General features: G+C 67.9%; 19 protein-coding genes, 2 tRNA genes and 1 pseudogene. 11 read left to right on the top strand and 11 right to left on the bottom strand.

Features of this window, described 5'->3' with window-relative positions; translation table 11 throughout:
• The first annotated feature begins 66 nt into the window (after nucleotides 1-66).
• The 7 genes from CFB18_RS05215 (at nucleotide 67) to sufU (ending at nucleotide 8,113) form a co-directional block, all read left to right on the top strand.
• A complete protein-coding gene (locus CFB18_RS05215) occupies nucleotides 67-1,332 on the top strand; it encodes a metallophosphoesterase family protein (protein ID WP_088570748.1) in 1,266 nt (421 codons plus the stop codon).
• A 282-nt stretch (nucleotides 1,333-1,614) separates the two neighbouring features.
• The gene (locus CFB18_RS05210) at nucleotides 1,615-4,161 is read left to right on the top strand and encodes an AAA family ATPase (protein WP_088570747.1); all 2,547 of its coding nucleotides are present in this window, start codon (nucleotides 1,615-1,617) and stop codon (nucleotides 4,159-4,161) included.
• Between the two features lie 9 nt (nucleotides 4,162-4,170).
• Nucleotides 4,171-5,103, top strand: coding sequence for a DUF1385 domain-containing protein (locus tag CFB18_RS05205; protein ID WP_088570746.1), 933 nt, complete (start codon nucleotides 4,171-4,173; stop codon nucleotides 5,101-5,103).
• A gap of 120 nt (nucleotides 5,104-5,223) precedes the next feature.
• On the top strand, nucleotides 5,224-5,778 hold the full coding sequence (locus CFB18_RS05200) for a hypothetical protein (protein WP_088570745.1): 555 nt from the start codon (nucleotides 5,224-5,226) through the stop codon (nucleotides 5,776-5,778).
• Between the two features lie 93 nt (nucleotides 5,779-5,871).
• Nucleotides 5,872-6,963, top strand: coding sequence for a redox-regulated ATPase YchF (gene ychF, locus CFB18_RS05195; protein ID WP_088570744.1), 1,092 nt, complete (start codon nucleotides 5,872-5,874; stop codon nucleotides 6,961-6,963).
• A 20-nt stretch (nucleotides 6,964-6,983) separates the two neighbouring features.
• The gene (locus CFB18_RS05190; RefSeq protein ID WP_159461587.1) at nucleotides 6,984-7,646 is read left to right on the top strand and encodes an SDR family NAD(P)-dependent oxidoreductase; all 663 of its coding nucleotides are present in this window, start codon (nucleotides 6,984-6,986) and stop codon (nucleotides 7,644-7,646) included.
• A gap of 74 nt (nucleotides 7,647-7,720) precedes the next feature.
• Complete coding sequence (sufU, locus tag CFB18_RS05185) at nucleotides 7,721-8,113, top strand: Fe-S cluster assembly sulfur transfer protein SufU (RefSeq protein WP_088570742.1); 393 nt, start codon at nucleotides 7,721-7,723, stop codon at nucleotides 8,111-8,113.
• 329 nt (nucleotides 8,114-8,442) lie between these two features.
• On the opposite strand, the gene CFB18_RS05180 is transcribed toward sufU, so the two are convergent.
• On the bottom strand, nucleotides 8,443-8,829 hold the full coding sequence (locus CFB18_RS05180) for a hypothetical protein (RefSeq protein WP_088570741.1): 387 nt from the start codon (nucleotides 8,827-8,829) through the stop codon (nucleotides 8,443-8,445).
• Nucleotides 8,830-9,454: 625 nt separating this feature from the next.
• Here CFB18_RS05180 and CFB18_RS05175 point away from each other — a divergent pair.
• From CFB18_RS05175 to CFB18_RS05165, 3 genes are read left to right on the top strand one after another with little or no spacing between them, the layout of a single operon-like run.
• Nucleotides 9,455-9,748 (top strand): DUF971 domain-containing protein, encoded by a 294-nt coding sequence (locus tag CFB18_RS05175; RefSeq protein WP_088570740.1) that lies wholly within the window; start codon nucleotides 9,455-9,457, stop codon nucleotides 9,746-9,748.
• Nucleotides 9,748-10,695 carry a methionyl-tRNA formyltransferase gene (gene fmt, locus CFB18_RS05170; RefSeq protein WP_200808092.1) on the top strand — a complete coding sequence of 316 codons (948 nt, stop codon included), beginning with the start codon at nucleotides 9,748-9,750 and terminating at the stop codon, nucleotides 10,693-10,695. Before CFB18_RS05175 ends, fmt begins: the two co-directional genes overlap by 1 nt.
• Nucleotides 10,688-11,413, top strand: a complete 726-nt coding sequence (locus tag CFB18_RS05165) for a hypothetical protein (RefSeq protein WP_088570738.1) — start codon at nucleotides 10,688-10,690, stop codon at nucleotides 11,411-11,413. Before fmt ends, CFB18_RS05165 begins: the two co-directional genes overlap by 8 nt.
• 293 nt (nucleotides 11,414-11,706) lie before the next feature.
• Here CFB18_RS05165 and leuS read toward each other — a convergent pair whose 3' ends face one another.
• The 10 genes from leuS to CFB18_RS05115 form a co-directional block, all read right to left on the bottom strand.
• The gene (leuS, locus tag CFB18_RS05160; RefSeq protein ID WP_088570737.1) at nucleotides 11,707-14,151 is read right to left on the bottom strand and encodes a leucine--tRNA ligase; all 2,445 of its coding nucleotides are present in this window, start codon (nucleotides 14,149-14,151) and stop codon (nucleotides 11,707-11,709) included.
• 14 nt (nucleotides 14,152-14,165) lie between these two features.
• On the bottom strand, nucleotides 14,166-15,095 hold the full coding sequence (locus tag CFB18_RS05155) for a branched-chain amino acid transaminase (RefSeq protein ID WP_200808091.1): 930 nt from the start codon (nucleotides 15,093-15,095) through the stop codon (nucleotides 14,166-14,168).
• A 14-nt stretch (nucleotides 15,096-15,109) separates the two neighbouring features.
• Nucleotides 15,110-15,625 carry a metal-dependent hydrolase gene (locus CFB18_RS05150; protein ID WP_088570735.1) on the bottom strand — a complete coding sequence of 172 codons (516 nt, stop codon included), beginning with the start codon at nucleotides 15,623-15,625 and terminating at the stop codon, nucleotides 15,110-15,112.
• A gap of 429 nt (nucleotides 15,626-16,054) precedes the next feature.
• Nucleotides 16,055-16,127, bottom strand: a tRNA-Ala gene (locus CFB18_RS05145).
• Nucleotides 16,128-16,142: 15 nt separating this feature from the next.
• Nucleotides 16,143-16,215, bottom strand: a tRNA-Ala gene (locus tag CFB18_RS05140).
• A 377-nt stretch (nucleotides 16,216-16,592) separates the two neighbouring features.
• The gene (locus tag CFB18_RS16215) at nucleotides 16,593-16,916 is read right to left on the bottom strand and encodes a Uma2 family endonuclease (RefSeq protein WP_088570734.1); all 324 of its coding nucleotides are present in this window, start codon (nucleotides 16,914-16,916) and stop codon (nucleotides 16,593-16,595) included.
• Entirely contained in the window at nucleotides 16,861-17,235 is a 375-nt protein-coding gene (locus tag CFB18_RS16210) for a Uma2 family endonuclease (protein WP_159461586.1), read from the bottom strand. Before CFB18_RS16210 ends, CFB18_RS16215 begins: the two co-directional genes overlap by 56 nt.
• Nucleotides 17,232-18,092: a DegV family protein gene (locus CFB18_RS05125; protein ID WP_088570732.1), complete on the bottom strand. Its 861-nt coding sequence runs from the start codon at nucleotides 18,090-18,092 to the stop codon at nucleotides 17,232-17,234. The genes CFB18_RS16210 and CFB18_RS05125 overlap by 4 nt, the downstream gene beginning before the upstream one ends.
• Before the next feature lie 139 nt (nucleotides 18,093-18,231).
• Nucleotides 18,232-19,536: a phosphopyruvate hydratase gene (eno, locus tag CFB18_RS05120; RefSeq protein ID WP_088570731.1), complete on the bottom strand. Its 1,305-nt coding sequence runs from the start codon at nucleotides 19,534-19,536 to the stop codon at nucleotides 18,232-18,234.
• Between the two features lie 48 nt (nucleotides 19,537-19,584).
• The gene (locus CFB18_RS05115) at nucleotides 19,585-20,067 is read right to left on the bottom strand and encodes a flavin reductase family protein (RefSeq protein ID WP_088570730.1); all 483 of its coding nucleotides are present in this window, start codon (nucleotides 20,065-20,067) and stop codon (nucleotides 19,585-19,587) included.
• A 252-nt stretch (nucleotides 20,068-20,319) separates the two neighbouring features.
• Between CFB18_RS05115 and CFB18_RS05110 the strand changes: the two are divergent.
• Nucleotides 20,320-20,853, top strand: a pseudogene (locus CFB18_RS05110) (hypothetical protein); the annotation flags it as partial.

Below are 20,853 nucleotides of genomic sequence, written 5' to 3'. Positions count from 1 at the left end.
GCGGGAGGCGAGGAGCGGTGACTTCGGTTAAAATTTCCGTGAACTTCCCGCTCTCTGGGACCACTTATGGCACCCGAGCCCATTCGCGTCCTTCATTTCGCCGATCTGCATATCGGCATGGAGGCCCACGGCCAGATCGACCCCCAGACCGGCCTGAACCGGCGGGTGGTGGACTTCCTATATGCCTTTGATCGCATCGTGGACTACGCCATCGAGCACGAGGCCGACCTGATCCTTTTCTGTGGGGACGCCTTCAAGAACCGGGATCCCTCCCCGACCTATCTGCGGGAGTTCGCCGCTCGCCTCCGGCGCCTGCTGGAGGCGGGCCTCCCGGTGTTCCTACTGGTCGGCAACCACGATCTGCCGGGGATGGAGAAGCGGGCCACCCCGCTGGACGTTTTCGGGGAGTTCCGGCCGCTGCTCCGGGGCGGCGAAGGCCTCATTGTGGGGCGCCGGGAGGACGTGCATCGCATTGACACGCGCCGCGGCCCTCTCCAGGTGATCGGCATGCCCTTCCCGGTGCGCAGCCGCCTCCTGAAAGATGAAACCTGGAGAAACCTCTCCCCGGAGGAGCTGGATCATCAGCTCCGGGAGACGCTTCACGCGGTGCTCCAACATCTCCTGGAGACGAAGATCGATCCCGCTCTGCCGACCATCGTGGCCGGGCATTTCTCCATCGAGGGGGCGGCCTACGGCTCCGAGCGCCAGGTGATGATCGGCTACGACGTGGTCCTGCCTCCCTCCATGTTCCGCCATCCGGCCATCGACTACGTGGCCCTGGGCCATATCCACAAGCATCAGGCCCTGGGCGATGGGGCTCCACCGATTGTCTACAGCGGGAGCGTGGAGCGGGTGGACTTCAGCGAGGAAGATGAGCCGAAGGGCTTTTGCTGGGTGGAGGTTCGCCGGGGGGATGCCCGGTGGCGCTTCGTCGAGCTCCCCGCCCGGCGTTTCTTCACCCTCTCCCTGGACCTCCGCCAGGCCGCCGACCCAGAGATGACCGCCATCGCCGAGATCCGCCGCCAGGCCGATCGGATCCGGGAGGCGGTGGTGCGGGCCCGGGTGCGCATCCGGCCGGAGCAGGCGGAGCGTCTGCGAGAGGCCCGGCTCCGGGAGGAGCTGGAGAAGGCCGGCGCGTTCTCCGTCTCAAGCCTTCACATCGAACGGGAGGAAAGCGTCCGCTCCCGCATCAGCCTGACGGAGATGGAACATCTGACCCCCCTGGATCTGCTGGCCCGCTACCTGGACTCCCGGGATCCCCCGCCGGACCCCGGGCGACGGGAGCGATTGCTCCGCCTGGCGGAGCAGCTGATGCGCGAGGAAGAGCCGTGAGCTTCACACGTCGAATGAATTCGACCGGAGGAGGCCTCCGGCCGACGGTCGGCCTCCGCCGATCGTAAGGAAAAAGGCGTCGGCCTTCGCCGACGCCCGGCGCGGAGCGCCTCAGAAGGCCGATTTCAATCGGCGCGAAAGCCTGCGCCGATCGGGAAAACATTCTGCGCCGGCGAAGGCGACGTCCGGCGCACAGCGCCTTAGAGGCCGATGGCAATCGGAAGAGGATGGACATGCGGATCCGTTAGAAGATCTCCGCCGCCCTGGTAGAGGTAAAGCGCGATGGAGCTGGTTCGGCTGGAGTTAAAGAACTTTCTGAGCTATCGAGAAGGGGTCCTGGATTTCAACGGCCTGCACATGGCCGCGCTGGTGGGGCCCAACGGGGCCGGCAAGAGCAGCCTCTTGGATGCCATCACATGGGCCCTGTGGGGGAAGACCTCCCGTCTGGACCGGGATCAGGATCTGCTGGTGCATCGGGGAGAAAAAGAGGCCCGGGTGAGCCTCACCTTCCGCTTAGGGGAGGCCCTCTATCAGGTGACCCGCACCCGCCGCCGGGGGAAAGGCAGCACCCTGGACTTCCAGATGCTGGCGCCCCGCCGTCGCTCCCTCACCGGTTCCGGCCTCCGGGAGACCGAGCGGCTGATCTCCCAGACCCTCGGGATCGACTTCGAAACCTTCGTGAACTCCGCCTTCATCCGTCAGGGGCGCGCCGATGAGTTCACCACCAAAACCCCCGCAGAGCGCAAGGACGTCCTGGCGGAGATCCTCCAGCTCAGACGATGGGCAGAGCTGGAGGAGCGGGCGAAGGAGAAGATCCGCCGCATCGATCAGGAGCTGGAGACCCTGCGCTGGCGGATCCAGGAATGCGAGAAGGAGCTGGCCCAGCGCCCTCAGCGGGAAGCCGAGCTCCGGAAGGCCTCGGCCGAGCATCTGGCCCGGCAGGAGGAGCGGGAGAAAGCGGAGAAGGTCTGGGAGGAGCTGCGCCGGGATGAGGAGCGGGCCCGCGAGGTCCAGGGGCGGCTCCGCGAGCTGCAGGCCCAGCGCCAAGAGGTAGAAAACAGCCTGGCTCGCCTGGAGGAACAGATCCGCCAGCAGGAGGAATCCCTGCGCCGGTGGCGCGCGCTGCTCGAGCGACGGACCGCCATCGAGGCCACCTGGGCCGCGCTCCAGCGCGCCCGGGAGGAGCTCGCCCGCATGGACGAGGCCTCCCATGCCGCGAATGCCCTTCGAGAGCGCCGCGCCGAGCTGGAGAAGCAAATCGCCGTCGCCCTGGCGCAGCTGGAGGGGGAACGCCAGCGACTGGAGCGAGAGATCGAAGCCGCCCGGGATCGCGCGAGCCGCCTGCCAGAGCTGGAGCGCGAGGCCGCCGACCTCCGGGAGCGCCTGAGCCGGCAGCCTGCGCTGGAGCAGGAGATCCAGGCCCTCGAGGAACGGCTTCAGACGCTGCAGGCCGAGCGGGTCGAACGTCAGAGCGAGAACCGCCGCCTCTATGAAGAAATGAAGGATCTCAAAGCGCGCATCCAGGCCATCGCACAGATCGGAGCGGAATGCCCCACATGCCGTCGCCCCCTTCCCGATGCGGAACGGGAACGCCTGCGCCGGGAGTGGGAGGAAGAAGGACGCCGCCGGGCCGACCGCTACCGGGAGAACCAGAACCGTCTCCAGGCGCTGGAGCAGGAACAGGCCGAGACCGCCGCCCGCCTGGAGGAATGCCGACAGGTCCTAAGCGCCCTTGCCCGACTCCAATCCCGCCTGGAGCAGATCGAGGGGGAGCGGGCGGACATCCTGCGGGAAAAGGAACGGCTCGCGGACCTGGAGGCAGCGCTTCAAGAAGTGGAACGACGGCTCCAGGAGGATCTCATCGCCCCCGAGGCGCAAGCCGAGCTGCGCCACATCGACGAAGCGCTCCGCACCCTAGGCTACGACGCCGAGGCCCACCGCGCCCTGGGCCGGCGGATCCGAGCGCTGGAGGAGGAGGCCCAGGACTGGCCGCGCCTTCAGGAGGCCGAGCAGCGCGTCCCCCAGGAGGAGGAAGCCCTCCGCCGGCTGGAGGGCCTGTATCACGACAGCCTCGAACGCCGGGAGCGCATCCTCCGATCCATCGGGGAGCTGGAACAGACCGGGCAGGCGCTGACGGAGCGCCTGAAGGCCTTGCCCGAAGCCCAGCGACGGCTGGAGGAAGCCCGGCGGGCGGAGCGGGAAGCGCGGGATCGCCTGATCGCTGCCGAACAGCGGCTCAAGATCCTCGATCAGCTGGAACAGGAACGGCAGAGCCTGCAGGAGGAGATCCTCCGCCTGGAGGAGGAAAAAGGGCTCTATCGGGATCTGCAGCTCGCCTTCAGCCGGAACGGGGTCCCGGCCATGATCATCGAAGCCATCCTCCCGGAGATCGAGGAGGAGGCCAACCGCATCCTCCACCGCCTGACCGACGGGCGCCTCACCGTGCGCTTCCGCTCCCAGCGGGAGACCAAAGAAGGCAACGTCCGGGAGACTCTGGACATCCTGATCTCCGACGAGGGGGAGGAGCGGCCCTACGAAAACTTCTCCGGCGGGGAGAAGTTCCGGGTGGACTTCGCCATCCGCCTGGCCCTCTCCCGGATCCTCGCCCGGCGCTCCGGAACCCCCCTGCGGCTGCTGGTGGTGGATGAGGGGTTCGGCTCCCAGGACCAGGCGGGCCGGGAGCGGCTGATCGAAGCCCTGAACGCCATCAAGGACGAGTTCGCCACGATCCTGGTGATCTCCCACCTGGAGGAGTTCCAGGACGCCTTCCCGGTCCGCATTGAGGTCCGCAAGACGGCGGCGGGCTCCCGGCTGCACATCGTGATGTGAGGCGCAGGGATGTCGGAGCGCGTTTCCGTTCCACCGCGCGTCACTGCCCTCTATGGAGGCCAGGCCGTCCTGGAAGGGGTGATGATCCGGGGGCCGGCGGGGCTGGCCGTGGCCGTCCGCGCCCCCGATGGGCAGATCGTCCGCTGGACGACCCGGCTGCCGCCCCGGCGGGGCTGGCGCCGCTGGCCCTTCCTCCGGGGCGTCTTCGTCCTCTGGGAGACCCTGCGCTGGGGGATGGAAGCCCTCTGGTTCTCCGCCACGGTGGCGGCCGGGGAGATCGAAACCCGGGAGGGCCTGCGAAGCCCGGCCGCCCTGCTCACGATGGCGCTCTCCCTGGCCCTCGCCCTGGGGATCTTCCTGCTGCTGCCGGCTTTCCTAGCGGAGGGGATCGAAGGGGCGCTGGGGACCTCCGCGTGGATCCGGACGGCGGTGGAAGCGGCCCTCCGCCTCGGGTTGGTGATCGGCTACCTGATCGCCGTCGGGCGCCATCCCGAGGTCCGCCGCGTCTTCGCCTACCACGGCGCCGAGCACAAAGTGGTGCACGCCCTGGAGGCTGGGGCGCCCCTCACGGTGGCTGGGGCCCGCCCCTTCCCCACCGCTCACCCTCGCTGCGGCACCGCGTTTCTCCTCACGGTGATCGTGGTCGCCGCGGTCCTTTTTGCTTTCCTACCTGCTTCGACGGTCATCGAGCGCCTGCTGCTCCGCCTGGCCCTGCTCCCGGCCCTGGCAGGTCTTTCCTATGAGCTGCTGTGGCTGAGCGCCCGTTACCATCATCTGCGACCGGTGTCCTGGCTCTTCGCGCCGAACCTGTGGCTTCAACGGTTGACCACGCGGGAGCCCGACGACGCCATGCTGGAAGTCGCCCTGGCCGCCCTCGAGGCTGCCCGGGCGCTGGAGTCCTCAACGGAGGCTGTCACTGGGGATGAGGCCTCCAGACTATGAGCATCAGGAGGGATCGCCGCAAACCGAGCGGGGTTCCTCCCCATCGCCTGGGGTTTCCGGCTCGGGATCGCCGCCTTATGAGCCTTCGGGCTGTGGGGCCTCCGCCGGCCGGTCCCCCCGGTGTTTGGTTTCAGGCTTCCAGCCCGATGGGCCTCCGCGATCCTCATCCTGCTCCTGTTCGCTGGCATCGCCCTGAACGGGGTCGCCCTCGCGGGCTGGGCGTGGATCCGCCATCAGCCCTTCTGCGAGGGCGCCGGCCGCCTCTGCCTGAACCAGCGGTTCGGCGGCCAGGTGGAGCTGGCCGCTTTTTCCATCGAGTCGCCGCAAGTCCGCCGGGACGAGGACATCGGCCTGACCCTCTGGTTCCGCGCCCTCCGGCCGGTCACCGAACCCCTGAGCGTCTACGCCCACGTCCTCCCTGCCGATCACCCCGAGGCCCATCAAGTGTTTCAGGAGGATCACGAGCATCCCGCCTCTCTGCCCCTCCCCCGCTGGCGGCCGGGGCAGCTCTACAGCGACTTCTATCGCCTCCGGGTCCCGAATACCGTCTCCCCCGGGCGCTATGTCCTCAAGGTGGGGCTGTATCGCCGGGCGCCCCCCGGCGGCCGGATCCCGGTGGACGGCTCCAGGACAGATGGCGTGATCCTTCCCCTTCCGATCGAGATCCGTCCATGAGCCGTTGACCCCACGCCCGGCCGTCCCGGAGGCCCGAACGCCCGGTTTCCGGTAGAATCTTCCTCGGGGACATTTCGAAAAGCCGAGGCGACGATGGAGATCGGTCTGGTGGGGATGCCCAACGCGGGCAAATCGACGCTTTTCAATGCCCTTACCCGCCACTCAGTGCCCACCGCGCCCTATCCCTTCACCACCATCGAGCCGCACCGCGGCGTCGTCCCTGTGCCCGATCCCCGGCTGGACGCCCTGGCCCGGATCATCCAACCGGAGCGGGTGGTCCCGGCCACCCTGACCGTTGTGGACATCGCCGGGCTGGTGCGGAACGCCCATCGGGGGGAAGGTCTTGGGAACCAGTTCCTGGCGCACATCCGTGAGGTAGATGCCATCCTGATGGTGCTCCGCGGGTTCGAGGCGCCGAACGTCCCGGCCGGCCTGGGCGAGGTGGATCCCCTGGCGGAGCTGGAGGTGCTGGATCTGGAGCTGGCGCTGGCCGATCTGGAGACGGTGCAGCGCCGCCTGGAGAAGACCCGGAGGGCGGCGAAGGCCGATCCCCAGGCCTTCGCCGAAACCCTCGCCGCCCTGGAGGATCTGGCCGCCCATCTCCAGTCCGGTCGTCCGGCCCGAACCTGGCCGGGCCGGGCAGCCTGGCAGGGGCTGTTGCGGGAGCTCTTCCTGCTCACCGACAAGCCCCGCCTGATCGTCCTGAATGTTTCGGAGAAGGACCTTCCGGAAGACGGCTCTGCAGCAGCGGAGCTGGCCCGTCGTGCGGTGGCCGAGGGAAGCCCCTTCCTCGTCGTCTGCGCGGAGCTGGAGGCCGCCCTGAACGAATGGCCTGAGGAGGAAGCCCGAGCCTATCGGGAAAGCCTGGGCCTCTCCGGCTCCGCCCTGGATCGCCTGATCCAGGCGGCCTATGCCCATCTGGGCCTCATCACGTTCTTCACCATCACCGGCGGCCATGAGGTGCGGGCCTGGGCCATCCGAAAGGGGACCCGCGCGCAGCAAGCGGCCGGGCGGGTGCACTCCGATATGGAACGCGGCTTCATCCGGGCCGAGGTGATTCCCTGGAACGTCCTGGTCGAGGCCGGCTCCCCCCAGGCCGCCCGGGAGCGAGGCCTCTGGCGCATCGAGGGGCGCGACTACGAGGTCCAGGACGGGGACGTTCTGCACTTCCGATTCCACGCATGAGCGCACGCCAGGAGGAAAGGATGAAGATCGCGCTGATCACCGGGGCCGGGCGCGGATGGGGGGAGCGCCTCGCCCAGGAGCTGGCCGCCCGCGGCTTCCACATCGTAGCCAACGACATCCACCCGGCCGCCGCGGAGCGGACCGCCGAACAAATCCGCACGGCGGGGGGATCCGCGGAGCCTTTCCACGCGGATGTGGCCAATCGGGTGGCCGTAGGAGCCATGGTCCAGGAGATCCTGGACCGCTGGGGCCGGCTGGACCTGGTCGTCCATCACGCGGAGGTCCATCCGCACCGCGGGCTGCTAGAGATGGGGGAATACGAATGGGACCGCACGGTGGCTGTGATCCTCAAAGGGGCTTTCAATCTGCTGCAGGCCGCCGCCCCGGCGATGATCTCGCGGGGACGCGGGGCCTTCGTCTTCATGATTCCCGCGCCGATTCTGGAGGGGAAGATCCCCCACGCCGCCTATGGGGCCGGGAAAGCCGGGCTGCTCGCGCTGGCCTATGCGGCCCGGGACGCCCTGAATCCCTTCGGCCTGGCCGTGCACATCCTCCTCACCGAGGAAGGGGATTCCCCTTCTGCGATCAGCGCGGCCGCCGTCCTGGATCGGATCGCCGCCCTGGATGGACGGAGCGAGACGCTGCGCCTCCCCCCTTGCCGGGATCTCAGGCCCCAAACGTGAAGAGCGGCCGGGACCGTGGTATGATGACGGATGAGACGTTGGGAAGGGCATCTCTTTCCTGGGGCGAGAGGGCGATGGAAGACCTCTACCGGGAGATCATCCTGGATCATTATGAGAACCCACGCAATTACGGCGTGCTGCCGGACGCGGACATCTCCTACGAAGATGACAATCCCCTGTGCGGGGATCGGATCCGGATTGACCTGAAGGTGCAGGATGGGCGCATCGTGGATGTGCGGTTTTCGGGGAAAGGATGCGCGATCAGCCAGGCCTCGGCGTCCATGCTGACCGAGCGGATCAAGGGGGCCACCGTCGAGGAGGCCCGCCGGCTGACCCGCGACGATATCCTGGAGATGCTGGGGATCCCCCTGGGGCCGGCCCGCATCAAGTGCGCCCTGCTCTCCCTGAAGGTCCTCAAAGCCGGCCTCTACGGGTTGCCGAAGATCGACTGGGACGAGCTGGGCTGAGGCACCCGGCCCTGAGGCTCAGACATCCGCGGGGGTGCGTGGGAAGAAGAGGTGGAAGGCAGCCGGCGCCCACGAGGGCCTGCCGGTCCCGCATCGAAACCGTCCCCCTGCTGAACTCCCCATCCCGCACCGGCGCGCGCTCGCCCGAAATCGCCTTCAACAGCTCCAAAGCCCGCCGGGGGTCTCCTCCTCAAACCAGGCTGGTCTCAATCCGCGCATCAGGACAGGCTGGGTCATGGGAGACCTCGGGGGTCGGGCTATCCCTCACCATTCTACCCGGCGAGGAGATCCCTCTCCCTCTGTCCCAACTCGCGTCCGAACCCCAGCCACTACCGGGCCGGAGCGCTCGAGGGTCCGGAGGCCTTCTGCTTGGAGGCCTTCCGCTTCATCGAAGGACGCACCCCCCGGTTCAGGTAAGCCTCGATCTCCTCCCGGGCCTCCTCGAAGCGCTCGATCAACTGCTCGTCCGTCCCCTTGAACCCGGCCACGGCCCGCTGGGAGCAGGTCGCGCACCCCAGGGACGCCCGGTAGCTGTCCATGTCGCAGGTCAAGCAGCCTGCGAGGCGGATCACGGTCAAGGAAAGGGCCAGCGTGTCCGGATGGTCCTCCGGCAGCCGGGCCACCCGACGCACCAGCGCCTTCCATGCCTTGCCCCGCACCTCCGCCAACAACGGGATGCACCGGGGCGGGAACAGGATCTCGCTGTCCGGATACATCGATTCCCTCCTCACCGAGCTCTTCCCCACACCCATTCCCCCCTATTCTACACCCACTTACTCCCACTCCATGCAACCCTCAATTAAAATATCGCGGTCATAATTTGGGATCAAATTACATATCATTCAACCCAAATAAAACTTTAATATACAGCATAACTTTGGTCGATTGGTCTAAAATGAGGTGTATAAATGTTTTATCGTGCCGGAAACATCAAAATTGCATCCTGCAAGGACCGTGTGGGGCCTCGGGTCGGGGGCTTAGGAAACCTTGGAGGTTTGTCCCCTGTGATCCCTTTGGGGCCCCAGGAAGGCGATCCAGACCCCCGCGGAGGTCTTGGAAGCCCCGGCTCGCGATCGCACTGGGGGCGGACGTGCGGGGGCCCTGTCGGGTGCTTGGGATCTCCCCGCGCCTCGGGACGCGCCCTCCCCTGCCCTCCGGGAAAGGATGGTCTTCGAGCGGATCGATCGCTCTTCCCCTCGAAGTTTCAACATCCACCGCCGAGCGATTCGAACGATGGGGCCTCGGGACCTCGCCCGGCTTTTCCGGTTCCGGTCGATTCGGGGAAAATGAACAGCGAGGTCCCAAAAGGGTGAGCTTCGAACTTGGGAAGGGGAGGAATCGATGCCGGCGTGGGCCCGGATCGATCCGGAGACACGATCGGTGATCGTGGAGTGGCCGGATGGTCTCCAACGTGCCTTCTCATGGTCCCGGCTGCGGGCAGCCTGCCCCTGCGCCCTGTGCCGAGTGGAGGCCCAGCGCGCACAGGAAGATCCTCTGTTCCTGCGCCCTGCCCCCGATGACACGCTGGTGGGCCTGGAGCCGGTGGGCAACTACGCGGTGCGTTTCTTCTGGGGGGACGGTCACTCGGCGGGCATCTACACGTGGCGCTATCTGCGGGAGCTGGAGGAGGGATGATGGCGCGCCTGGTGCTGATGGGCTCCCCCACCTTTGCCCTGCCCACCTTCGAGGCCCTGGCGGAGGAGCACGAGATCGTGGGGGTGTTCACCCAGCCGGACAAACCCGCCGGGCGCGGCCTGCGCCCCACCCCGCCGCCGGTGAAGGTCTGGGCCCAGGAACGGGGGCTTCCGGTGTTCCAGCCCCGCTCCCTCCGCCGGGACCCGGAGGCGGTGGCCCAGCTGCGGGCCCTACGGCCGGAGGTCATCGTGGTGGTGGCGTACGGGCTGATCCTGCCCCCGGAGGTGCTCGCCCTTCCCCCCTACGGATGCCTGAATCTTCACGCTTCGCTCCTCCCCCGCTACCGGGGCCCCGCGCCGATCCAGGCCGCCCTCCTCCACGGGGATTCGGAGACCGGTGTGACGGTGATGCTGATGACCGAGGAGGTGGACGCCGGGCCGATCCTGGCGATGGAACGGGAGCCGATTTACCCGGAGGACACCGCGGAAACCCTGGGGGAGCGTCTGGCCCGACGGGGGGCCCGCCTGATGCGGGAGACCCTGCGACGCTGGCTGGCGGGGGAGATCACGCCGCAACCCCAGGATCCGTCCCAGGCCACTTACTGCCCGCGGATCACCAAAGCGGATGGGGAGATCGACTGGCGCCGCCCGGCGGTGGAGATCGAACGGCGCATCCGGGCCTTCACGCCCTGGCCCGGCGCTTACACGTTCTGGAAAGGCCGCCTGTTGAAGATCGGCCCGGCCCGGGTCCGCCTCGACCTCCACGCGCCTCCCGGCCGGGTGGTGCGGGTGAACGGCGGGGCGGGCGTGGGGACGGGCGAGGGCGTCCTGGAGCTCCAGATGGTTCAGATGGAGGGCAAGCGGATGATGCCCATCGAGGCCTTTCTGAACGGCCATCCGGATTTCCTCGGGGCGACCCTGGGCCGGGAGGAGGCCCGGGATGGCTGAAAGGGCTCACCTGGAGACCGGCCTGGCCTTCCTCCTCACCGCCGGGCTGCTCTACCTCACGCAGCGAGCCCTGCATCGGAACCTCCAGCTCGCGCTGCACCGCCTGGCGCGGGATCCCGACGCGGCCATCGTGCTCTACTGGGCCCTGCTGTTCCCGGGCGTGCTCCTCCACGAGCTCAGCCACTGGATCGCGGCGCTGCTCCTGGGGATCCGCCGCTATCGTTTTGTGTTCTGGCCCCGGCGGATGGGCGGTCGGATCCGTCTGGGGGCGGTGCAGCTGGAGGAGGGGGATCCCTTCCGGATGAGCCTGATCGGGGCGGCCCCGCTGTTGACCGGGATCGGCGTGATCGCGCTGATGGGAGGAGCGGAGCCTTCAACCCCTTCGTCCGGGCTGGCCCTGTGGGCTTCTGCCGCGCAGGCGCTCCAGGGGCTGTTGCAACGGGAGGGCGGCGGGGCGCTTCTTTACCTGCTCTTTACCGTGGGGAACGCGATGTGGCCGAGCCCTTCCGATCGGGCGGCATGGCCGGCGGTGGGGATCGCAGGTGGGGCGCTGCTGGGGCTGCTGCTGCTGGCCGGACCCAGCTCCCTCCTCCCGGCCCTCGCCGAGGTGACCGTCCATCTCCTGTCGCGGCTCACGCCCCTGTTCGCCCTTCTCCTCGCCGTGGACCTCCCGATCCTGATCCTCCTCCTCGCCCTCAACTGGCTTCTGAGCCGATAAGCTGTCCCGCGCCGATTGGAAACCGGCCTCCCGGAGGACATGCGGCGCCGAGCGTCAGCCTTCGCCGATACCCCCTTTCTTGTCGCAGGAGGGGCTTCAGCCCCGAACCTTTCCTCTTCGAGAAGGCGCAGGTCGCGGCCTGCGGCCGATAAGGAATTTCGGCCTGCAGGGGGAGAGGCTTCCGCTCCTCTGTCGGCGCGGGCCCGAGGTCCCAACGAGGCCGCTGGAGAAAAACACCGGCGGGGCAGGCACGGATGCCCGCCCCGCCGCGCCGGCAGCATACAGGCTGCGGCTCATTCCACCACGATGTTGATCAGCCGCCCGGGCACATAGATGATGCGCTGGGGCTGGCGGTCCCCCAGATGACGGCGGACGTTGGCCCGGTCCAGGGCGATGCGCCGGGCCTCCTCCTCGGTGATCGAGGCCGGCACCTCCACCCGGTCCCGCACCCGCCCGTTGATCTGGATCACCAGGGTGATGGTATCGGCCCGGGCCAGAGCTTCATCCCATTGCGGCCACGGCTGCTGGTGAATGCTGTAGGGATAGCCCAGGCGCTCCCACAGCTCCTCCGCCAGGTGCGGGGTGAAAGGCGCCAGCAACAACAGCAGCGTCCGGATGGCCTCCCGCCAGGCCTCGTGGCCGGCCACCGGGGTTGCCTTCGCCTCCTGGAGGTAGTTGGTGAACTCCATCAGGGCAGCGATGGCGGTGTTGAACTCGAAGTCCTCCAGGTCCTGGCTCACCCGCTTGATGGTGCGATGGGTCCAGCGCCGCAGCTCGGCCACCTGTTCGGGCGTGGGCTCCCCTGCGGCCGCGGCCGGCTCCAGGACCAGGTTCCACACCCGGTTTAGCCAGCGGTGGACCCCTTCGATGCCGGTGGAGCTCCAGGGGCCGCCCAGGTCCCAGCGGAAGCCGAACATCAGGTAAGCCCGCACGGTGTCCGCCCCGTAGCGCTCCACCAGCTCGTCAGGGGCCACCACGTTGCCCCGGGACTTGGACATCTTCTCCCGGTCCTCTCCCAGGATGACGCCCTGGTTGCGCAGGCGGATCATCGGCTCATCGAACCAGACCATTCCCATATCGCGCAGGACCTTGGTCCAGAACCGGGTGTAGAGCAGGTGCATGGTAGCGTGCTCGACGCCGCCGGTGTAGAGGTCCACCGGCAGCCAGTAGCGGGCCTCCTCCTCATCCCACGGCGCGTCGTCCTTGTGCGGGCTCAGGTAGCGGTATTGATACCAGGAGGAATCGACGAAGGTGTCCATCGTGTCGGTCTCCCGCTCGGCCGGGCCGCCGCACTGCGGGCACGTCGTCCGGACGAACTCCTCCAGGTATTTCAGAGGCGACTCGCCGGTGGGCAGGACGTTGACGGTCTCCGGCAACAGCACCGGCAGCTGGTCTTCCGGCACGGGGACGGTGCCGCACTTCGGGCAGTAGATGATGGGGATAGGGGTGCCCCAGTAGCGCTGGCGGCTGATGCACCAGTCCCGCAAGCGGTAGGAGACGGCGGGGCGGCCCAGGCCGCGTCGCTCCAGCTCGGCCACCACGGCCTTCTTGCCCTCCTCGCTGGGCAGGCCGTCGAAGGGGCCGGAGTTCACCATCGTCCCGGGCCCCTCGTAAGCGGCCGACAGGGGCTCCCCCTGCCAGCCGGGCGGGGCGATCACCACCCGGATGGGCAAGTTGAACTTCGTGGCGAACTCGAAGTCCCGCTGATCGTGGGCGGGCACGCCCATCACCGCCCCCGTCCCGTATTCCATCAGCACGTAGTCGGAGATCCAGATGGGCAGCCGCTCCTCCGTCAGCGGATGGCGGGCGTAGGCCCCGATGAAGACGCCGGTCTTCTCCCGCTCCAGGGATAGCCGCTCGATCTCGGTGCGGCGCTGGGCCTCATGGATGTAGGCCTCCACTTCAGCGCGGCGCTCCGGGGCGGTCAGCTTCGGCACCAGGGGATGTTCCGGAGCCAGCACGACGAAGGTGGCCCCGAACAGGGTGTCCGGGCGGGTGGTGAAAACCACAATGGAATCCTCCCCCTCGGTGGGGAAGACGATCTCAGCGCCTTCGCTGCGGCCGATCCAGTTCTTCTGCATCGTGCACACCCGCTCCGGCCAGTCCAGCCGGCTGTGGTCCAGCAGTTCGTCGGCGTAGGCGGTGATGCGCAGGAACCACTGCTCCAGCTCCTTCTTGATCACCGGTGTCCCACACCGTTCGCAGACCCGCTCCCCGTCCTGGGAGACCACCTGCTCCCGGGCCAGGGTGGTGTTGCACGTCGGGCAGAAATCCACCGCTGAGCGTTTGCGGTAGGCCAGCCCGCGCTTGTAGAACTGGATGAAGAACCACTGGTTCCATTTGTAGTATTCCGGCTCGCAGGTGATGACCTCCCGTGTCCAGTCAAAGGAGGCCCCCATGCGGCGCAGCTGCCGGCGCATCCGCTCGATGTTGGCATAGGTCCAGGTCTTGGGGTGGGTGTTGTGCTTGATGGCGGCGTTCTCCGCGGGCAGGCCGAAGGCGTCGAAGCCGATGGGGAAGAGGACGTTGTAGCCTTTCATGCGCAGGTAGCGGGCGACGGCGTCGCTGGGGGCCATGGCGAACCAGTGACCCATGTGCAGGTCGCCCGAGGGATACGGGAACATGGTCAGGAAATAGAACTTGGGGCGGCTCGGGTCGCGGACCGCCCGGTAGATCCCGCTTTCCTCCCAGCGCTGCTGCCACTTCGGCTCGATGGCCTGAGGCTCATAGCGCTCCATCCCACACCTCCTTTTCATCCTTTCCGATCCACCACCGTCAGCCATCCATAAAGATCCGGCGCCTGGCCGGTCACGATGGCGAAGAAGCGCTCCTGCAGCCGCCGGGTGATCGGCCCCGGCTCCCCGCAGCCGATGCGAATGCGGTCCACCGATCGCACGGGGGTGATCTCCGCCGCCGTCCCGGTCATGAAGATCTCATCGGCGGCGTAGAGCCACTCCCGGGGGATGGGTTGCTCCCGGACCTCCAGGCCCTGCTCCCGGGCCAGGGTGAGCACGGCGTCGCGGGTGACCCCGAGCAGGATCGAGTTGTGGAGGGGCGGCGTGTAGATCACCCCGTCCTTCACCAGGAAGAGGTTCTCCCCGCTCCCCTCGGCCACGTAGCCGTAGGCATCCAGCATGATCGCCTCGGCATAGCCCAGGTCATGGGCCTCCATGGCGGCGAACTGCGAGTTCACATACTGGCCCCCGATCTTCCCCAGAGCAGGGAAGGTATCCGGTGCCATGCGCCGCCAGGAGGAGACGATGACGTCCACGCCCTTCTCCAGGGCCTCCTGGCCCAGATACTTTCCCCACTCGAAAGTGATGATCACCACCTCCACCGGGCAGGAGCGGCCGTCGACCCCCAGGACGCCCGCTCCCCGAAAGACCAGGGGGCGGATGTAGCAGGAGGCGTGGCCGTTGGCGCGCACCGTCTCCACCACCGCCTCGGCCAGCTGCTCCTCCGTGTAAGGGATCTCGATGCGCAGGAGCCGGGCGGAGAAGAACAGGCGGGCCAGATGGGGCCGCAGCCGGAAGATGGCCGGCCCCTGCGGCGTCTCATACGCCCGGATCCCCTCGAAGACGCTGGTCCCGTAGTGGAGGGCGTGCGCCGTCACGTGGACGGTGGCCTGATCCCATGGGACCAGCCGCCCGTTCCACCAGATCCAGTCGCTTCTCAGCGCCATCGGGATCCTCCTGCTCAGGGTATGGAGACCAGCTCATGGGCCACGATGGCCCCGGCCAGCACCAGCAAGGAGAGCTCCAGCGCAAGGAAAAGAGGCTGCCGGTAATAGCGGCGATAGAAGGCCAGCCCCCGCACCCCGGGGGCGTGGAGGTCCCGAGGCCAGAGGGCGTACTGCCGCCGCCGCCATGGCCACAACCACATGATCCCATCGTCGGTCCCCAGGCTGTCCAGCGCCAAGTGCACAAAAGCCAGCCCGAGCACCAGGGCGACCGGCAGGTGGAAAGCCCAGGCCAGGCAAAGACCCCAGATCCCCCAGAACAATGGCGTGTGGGTCCAGAGGGCGTGGTGGGGATTATGGCCTTCGCCCCCGGCCCGACGCCGGCGCCACCAGCCCCACAGGAGATCCAGGTCGGGCAGCCCGCTGAGCAGGGCCGCCAGACCCGCCACGCCCAGGTGGAAGGGCTGATGGGCGGCGCGCTGGATGACATACGCGGCCACCACGCCGGCCGCCGCATGGGCCATCACGGTCATCCCGCTCCCTCCGGAACGATTCGGGATCCTTCGAGCCCCGGTCTCTTAAGGAAAGAGCCCCCCTCCGTCAGGGACGAAGGGGGGCTCCTCCGCGGTCCCACCCTGATTCACCGGGAGCGCGGGGTCTGCGCCTCCGGTGCGCTCTGGCGCGGTAACGGGCGCGACCCGGCCGGGGCTACCCGCCGGGCAGACGTTCACCCCGGCAGCTCCGGGGCGAGTTCAGCCTTTGGGGGCTTCCACCAGAGTCGCCCGGGATCCGGGGATGACCCGAGGGACCCTCGCCCCGCTGGCCCTCCTCAGGGGCCGTGCGGCCTCGCACCAACCGGCCGCTCGCTGGAGGATGGCCTACTACTCCCCTTCCCCGCCTTTAGCAGGCTCCACAATCCGACGACGGATAAAAATTAGGGCGCTTTCGCGCCCTGGAACAGGTGGACCCGACGGGATTCGAACCCGTGACCTCCTCAATGCCATTGAGGCGCGCTCCCAGCTGCGCTACGGGCCCACGATTTCCAACCAGTGGAGCCGACCGGATTCGAACCGGCGACCTCTCCCGTGCGAGAGGAGCGCTCTCCCAGCTGAGCTACGGCCCCACGTGCACTCTTCATTTTACCCGGAGGACATGGACCATGTCAAGATCGAGCACAGGGCCTGGGCCGGTGGGTCCCAATTTTGCCAGGCCTGGTCGCTTTGTAGGACAACTGACTGCAGTTGTCCTACGATTTCGGGACACACTCGGCACGGGGACACGGGGCCACGACATCCGAGATCCTCATTAGGATCACAACAACGCGTCACCAGGTGGGCGAAGAAGAGCGGGCAGTGGCCTCCCCGTCCTTGAATCGACTCGGGGATTCCACCCCCGTCCGCCCGGGCCGGCCGGACGCAGGCACGCCGCCGCCTTGCTGCCCTCGCGCTGTGATCGGATCCGAAGCAAACCCTCCCCCCGGAAAGCCAAAAAGCTCCCGTCTTAGGCGGCCGCGGAAGGCCCACCCTGGGCTTCCATCCAGGCCAGGGCCTCCCGGACCGGGATGAACCGCCCCTCCGGCCACAGCCACTCGGCCCGCAACGCAAAGACCGGGATCGCCGCGCTCCGCAACACCCCGCCCTCCACCCGGGCCGGCACGAACTGCCCCCCTTCCAGCTGGTAAAACTCCGTCCCCGCCGGCCCATAGGGGTCAATCAACCATACCTCCCGCACCCCCGCCCGCTCATACCCCCGCAACTTCGGCCCCCGATCATATGCCACCGTCGCCCGGGACAGGATCTCCACCACCAGGTCCGGCGCCCCCATCACCCCCCCGCTCGGTGATCAAACCCACCCGCTCCCGGGCCACAAACAAGATGTCCGGCTCATACACCTGGTCCGACGCCAAAACGACCGGCGTCCGCGATCCCCGCACCTCCCCCAGATCATACATCTCCACATATTCGCTGATCAAGCGGAACAGGAAGCCGAACAGCCGCTCGTGGATGTCCAGGGCCGGTGAAGGCATGATCATCACCCCATCGATGAGCTCCGCCTTGCGATCCTCCGGGGCCAGCTCCAGGAACTCCTCCGCGGTCATCCGCTCCGCCACCTCCACCCGCGTGCCGAACTTCATCCTCTTCATGCCCCGCCCCCTTCCGCCTCTTCTCCGTAGCATGCCAGGCCCAGCCCGCCGGGCCCGGCATGAGTGGCCACCGCCGGGCCGGCCTCGGCGACGAAGATCTCCGCCGGCCGCAGCTCCTCCCGCAGCGCGCGGGCGACCGCCTCCGCCACCTCCGGAAGCCGGGTGTGCATCACCCCGATGCGCAGGTCCTTCCGCCCCCGCGCGTATTCCCGGATCAGCTCCTGGAGCCGGGCCCGGGCCCGCTGGGTGGTGCGCACCCGCTCGTGGGCCTCGATCCGTCCCTCGTGCAGCTTGAGGATGGGCTTGAGCTGCAGCACGTTCCCCATGAGCGCCTGGATGTGGCTCACCCGCCCGCCCTTGGCCAGATACTCCAGGGTATCGAGCACAAAGTAGAAGACCGTGTGGGCTCGCATGAACTCCATCCGCTCCACGATCTCCTTCGCCGTCGCCCCCGCCCGGGCCATGCGGGCAGCCTCCAGCACCAGGATCCCCTGGGGCACCGAGATCAACTGGGTGTCCACCACATGGATATCCGCCCCGGGCAGCATCTCCCGCGCTGCGACGGCCGCCGCATACGTCCCGCTCAGGGCCGAGGAGAGGTGCAGTGAGATGATCGTGGCGCCCTCCTCGCTCAGCCGCCGGTAGACCTCGTAGAACCGGCCCACCGGCGGCTGGGACGTGGTGGGTAACGTGGGGGAGGACCGCAGGTAGTCATAGAACGCCTCCAGATCCAGATCCTCCCCCTCGTAGTAGGTCTGTCCCCCCATGTTCACGACCAGAGGGACGACGGTGATCCCCAGCTCCTCGAAGAGGGCCGGGGGAAGATGCGCGCCGCTGTCCGTGACCACGCGGATCATCCGAGCTCCTTTCTTTTAGTGGTTTCCTTAGGAAAGACCATCCGCGAATCCCGCATGGTCCCCGAAGCCTCTGCGCCCGCCCATTCGCGGATGGTCCCCGTCCCTTCCCGACACAATCGACCGGAGATCGTTCAGCCTTCTACGCCCATCCCGGGAAAGCGGAGCGGCCGGCGTATCGGGCGGCCTCCCCCAGCTCCTCCTCGATGCGCAGCAGCCGGTTGTATTTGGCCACGCGATCGCTGCGGCACGGCGCCCCGGTCTTGATCTGCCCGGCATTCAGCGCCACGGCCAGGTCCGCGATGAAGGTGTCCTCGGTCTCCCCGCTGCGGTGGGAGATGATCAGCCCCCAGCCCGCCCGCTGGGCCAGCCGCGCCGCCTCGATGGCCTCGGTGAGGGTGCCGATCTGGTTCACCTTGCACAGCAGCGCGTTGCAGGCCCGCTCGGCGATGGCCCGCCGGATGCGGCTTACATTGGTCACCAGGAGATCGTCCCCCACCAGCTGGATCCGGCCCCCCAGGCGCTCCATCAGCAGCCGCCAGCCCTCCCAGTCGTCCTCCGCCATCCCATCCTCAATGGAAAGGATGGGATACTGCTCCACCCAGCGGGCGTAGAGCTCGACCAGCTCCGGGGCCCGCAGGGTCCGCCCCTCCTTCCGCAGCACATAGACGCCGTCCTGGAAGAGCTCACTGGCCGCGGCGTCCAGGCCCAGGGCGATCTGCTCCCCCGGCGTGTAGCCGGCGGCCTGGATGGCCTCCAGGATCAGCTCGATGGCCTCCTGGTTGGACTTCAGGGAGGGGGCGAAACCCCCCTCGTCGCCCACGTTGGTGCTGTAGCCCCGCTTCTTCAGGACCTTCTTGAGGTGATGGTAGACCTCGGCTCCCCAGCGGAGGGCCTCGGCGAAGGAGGGGGCGCCCAGCGGCAGGATGAGGAACTCCTGCAGATCGGCGGAGTCGTCGGCGTGCTTGCCGCCGTTGAGGATGTTCATCATGGGCACCGGGAGCACCCGCGCCGCCACGCCGCCCAGATAGCGGTAGAGGGGAAGGCCCAGGGAGCGGGCGGCGGCGGCCGCCACGGCCAGGCTGACACCGAGGATGGCGTTGGCCCCCAGCTCCCGCTTGTTCTCCGTCCCATCCAGGCTGATCAGCGCCTCATCGATGCCGGCCTGGTCCAGGGCGTCCCATCCCACCAGCTCCTCGGCGATGCGGGAGCGGACGTTCTCCACCGCGCGCAGCACCCCCTTCCCCAGATAGCGGGCGGGGTCCTCATCGCGCAGCTCCCAGGCCTCGTGGGCGCCGGTGCTGGCCCCAGAGGGCACGGCGGCCCACCCCACCGTGCCGTCGGCCAGCCGCACCTCCACCTCCACCGTCGGGTTGCCCCGGGAGTCCAGGATCTCCCGCGCCCGCACCATCTCGATCCGTGTGGGGAAATCCAGCGTGTGCGCCATGTCGCTGCTCCTCATCTGAAGGGGTTCCGAAGCCCATCCCTCCGCGTATTATCCCCCGTAAAACCATCCCGTGTCCCACATCACCAGCGGCCGGGCCTCCGGATCCCGCAGGCCGGCCTCGATGACCTCGGCGACGAACACGGTGTGGTCCCCCCGACGCACCGCATCGGTCACCTGGGCCTCGAACCAGGCCGGCAGGTCCACCAGAAGGGGTGCGCCGGTCCGCGGCCCCCATTCGAACGGATAACCGTTCAGCTTCCCCTCGGCGACCTGGGTGGGACGGAAGAAGGCCGAGGCGATCTCCTTCTGTCCAGCCCCCAGGATGTTGACCGCGAACTTCCCCGTCCGCTCGATCAGGGCGTGCAGATGGCTGTCCTTCTTGATCCCCACCATCACCAGGGGCGGCTGGAAGGAAGCCTGGGAGAGCCAGTTGATGGTCCCCGCCGCGATCTCCTCTCCGTCCGCGGCGGTGAGCACATACAGGCCGTAGGTGATCAACCGCAGGGTGCGCTTGCGGACCTCCGGGTCCATCGTGCCTCCCTCCTCAAGAACGCAGGGGATCGTCTTGCTATCTATGATAACTCAGGCAGCTCCCGGAGCGCCGCATTCCCCAGCGAGGCCCTCCGGCCTTCTGGAAGGGTGCTTACTTTCGACCACAGGACGCGTAAGGCAACAGCTCACAATTGGCCTATATGCGGAAAACTGGAAAGCCCTGATCCATCATGGCTGCATTGGAAGGCGTGGCGCATCCTGTGCTAAAATCTCTCTTCGAAGGAGGCGGCGATGGGGTTCACGGTGCGGGATTTCAACGACCTGATGCGCCTGCTGGACCGGCACCCGGAGTGGGTGGAGGCCCTGCGCCAGCGCCTGCTCACCCGAGAGCTGCTGGATTCCCCCAAGATCCTGCGCCGGCTCTCCTTGCGGGTCGGCCGGGTGGAGCGGGCCGTCGAGGACTTGAAGACCACGGTGCAGGACCTGGCCCAGTCCGTGAAGGCCCTGACCGAATCGGTGGCGACTCTCACACAGGCGCAGCAGCAACGCGACGAGGCCTTCGCCGCCTTCCGGGCGGAGGTGGATCGCCGCTTCGCCGAACTCGCCGAAGCCCAGCGCCGCACCGAGGAGGCCCTGGCCGCCCATCGCGCCGAAACCGATCGCCGCTTCGCGGAGATGGCCGACACGATCCGCAAGCTGAACGAAACTTTCGCCGCCCACCGCCAGGAGTTCCTGGAACACCGCCAAGAGTTTCTGGAACACCGGGCCGAGACCGACCGCCGCTTCGCCGAACTCGCCGAAGCCCAGCGCCGCACCGAGGAGGCC

It is taken from the genome of Thermoflexus hugenholtzii JAD2 (genome assembly GCF_900187885.1).
GTDB lineage: Bacteria > Chloroflexota > Anaerolineae > Thermoflexales > Thermoflexaceae > Thermoflexus > Thermoflexus hugenholtzii.
This window is presented reverse-complemented; position numbering and strand designations above follow the sequence as displayed.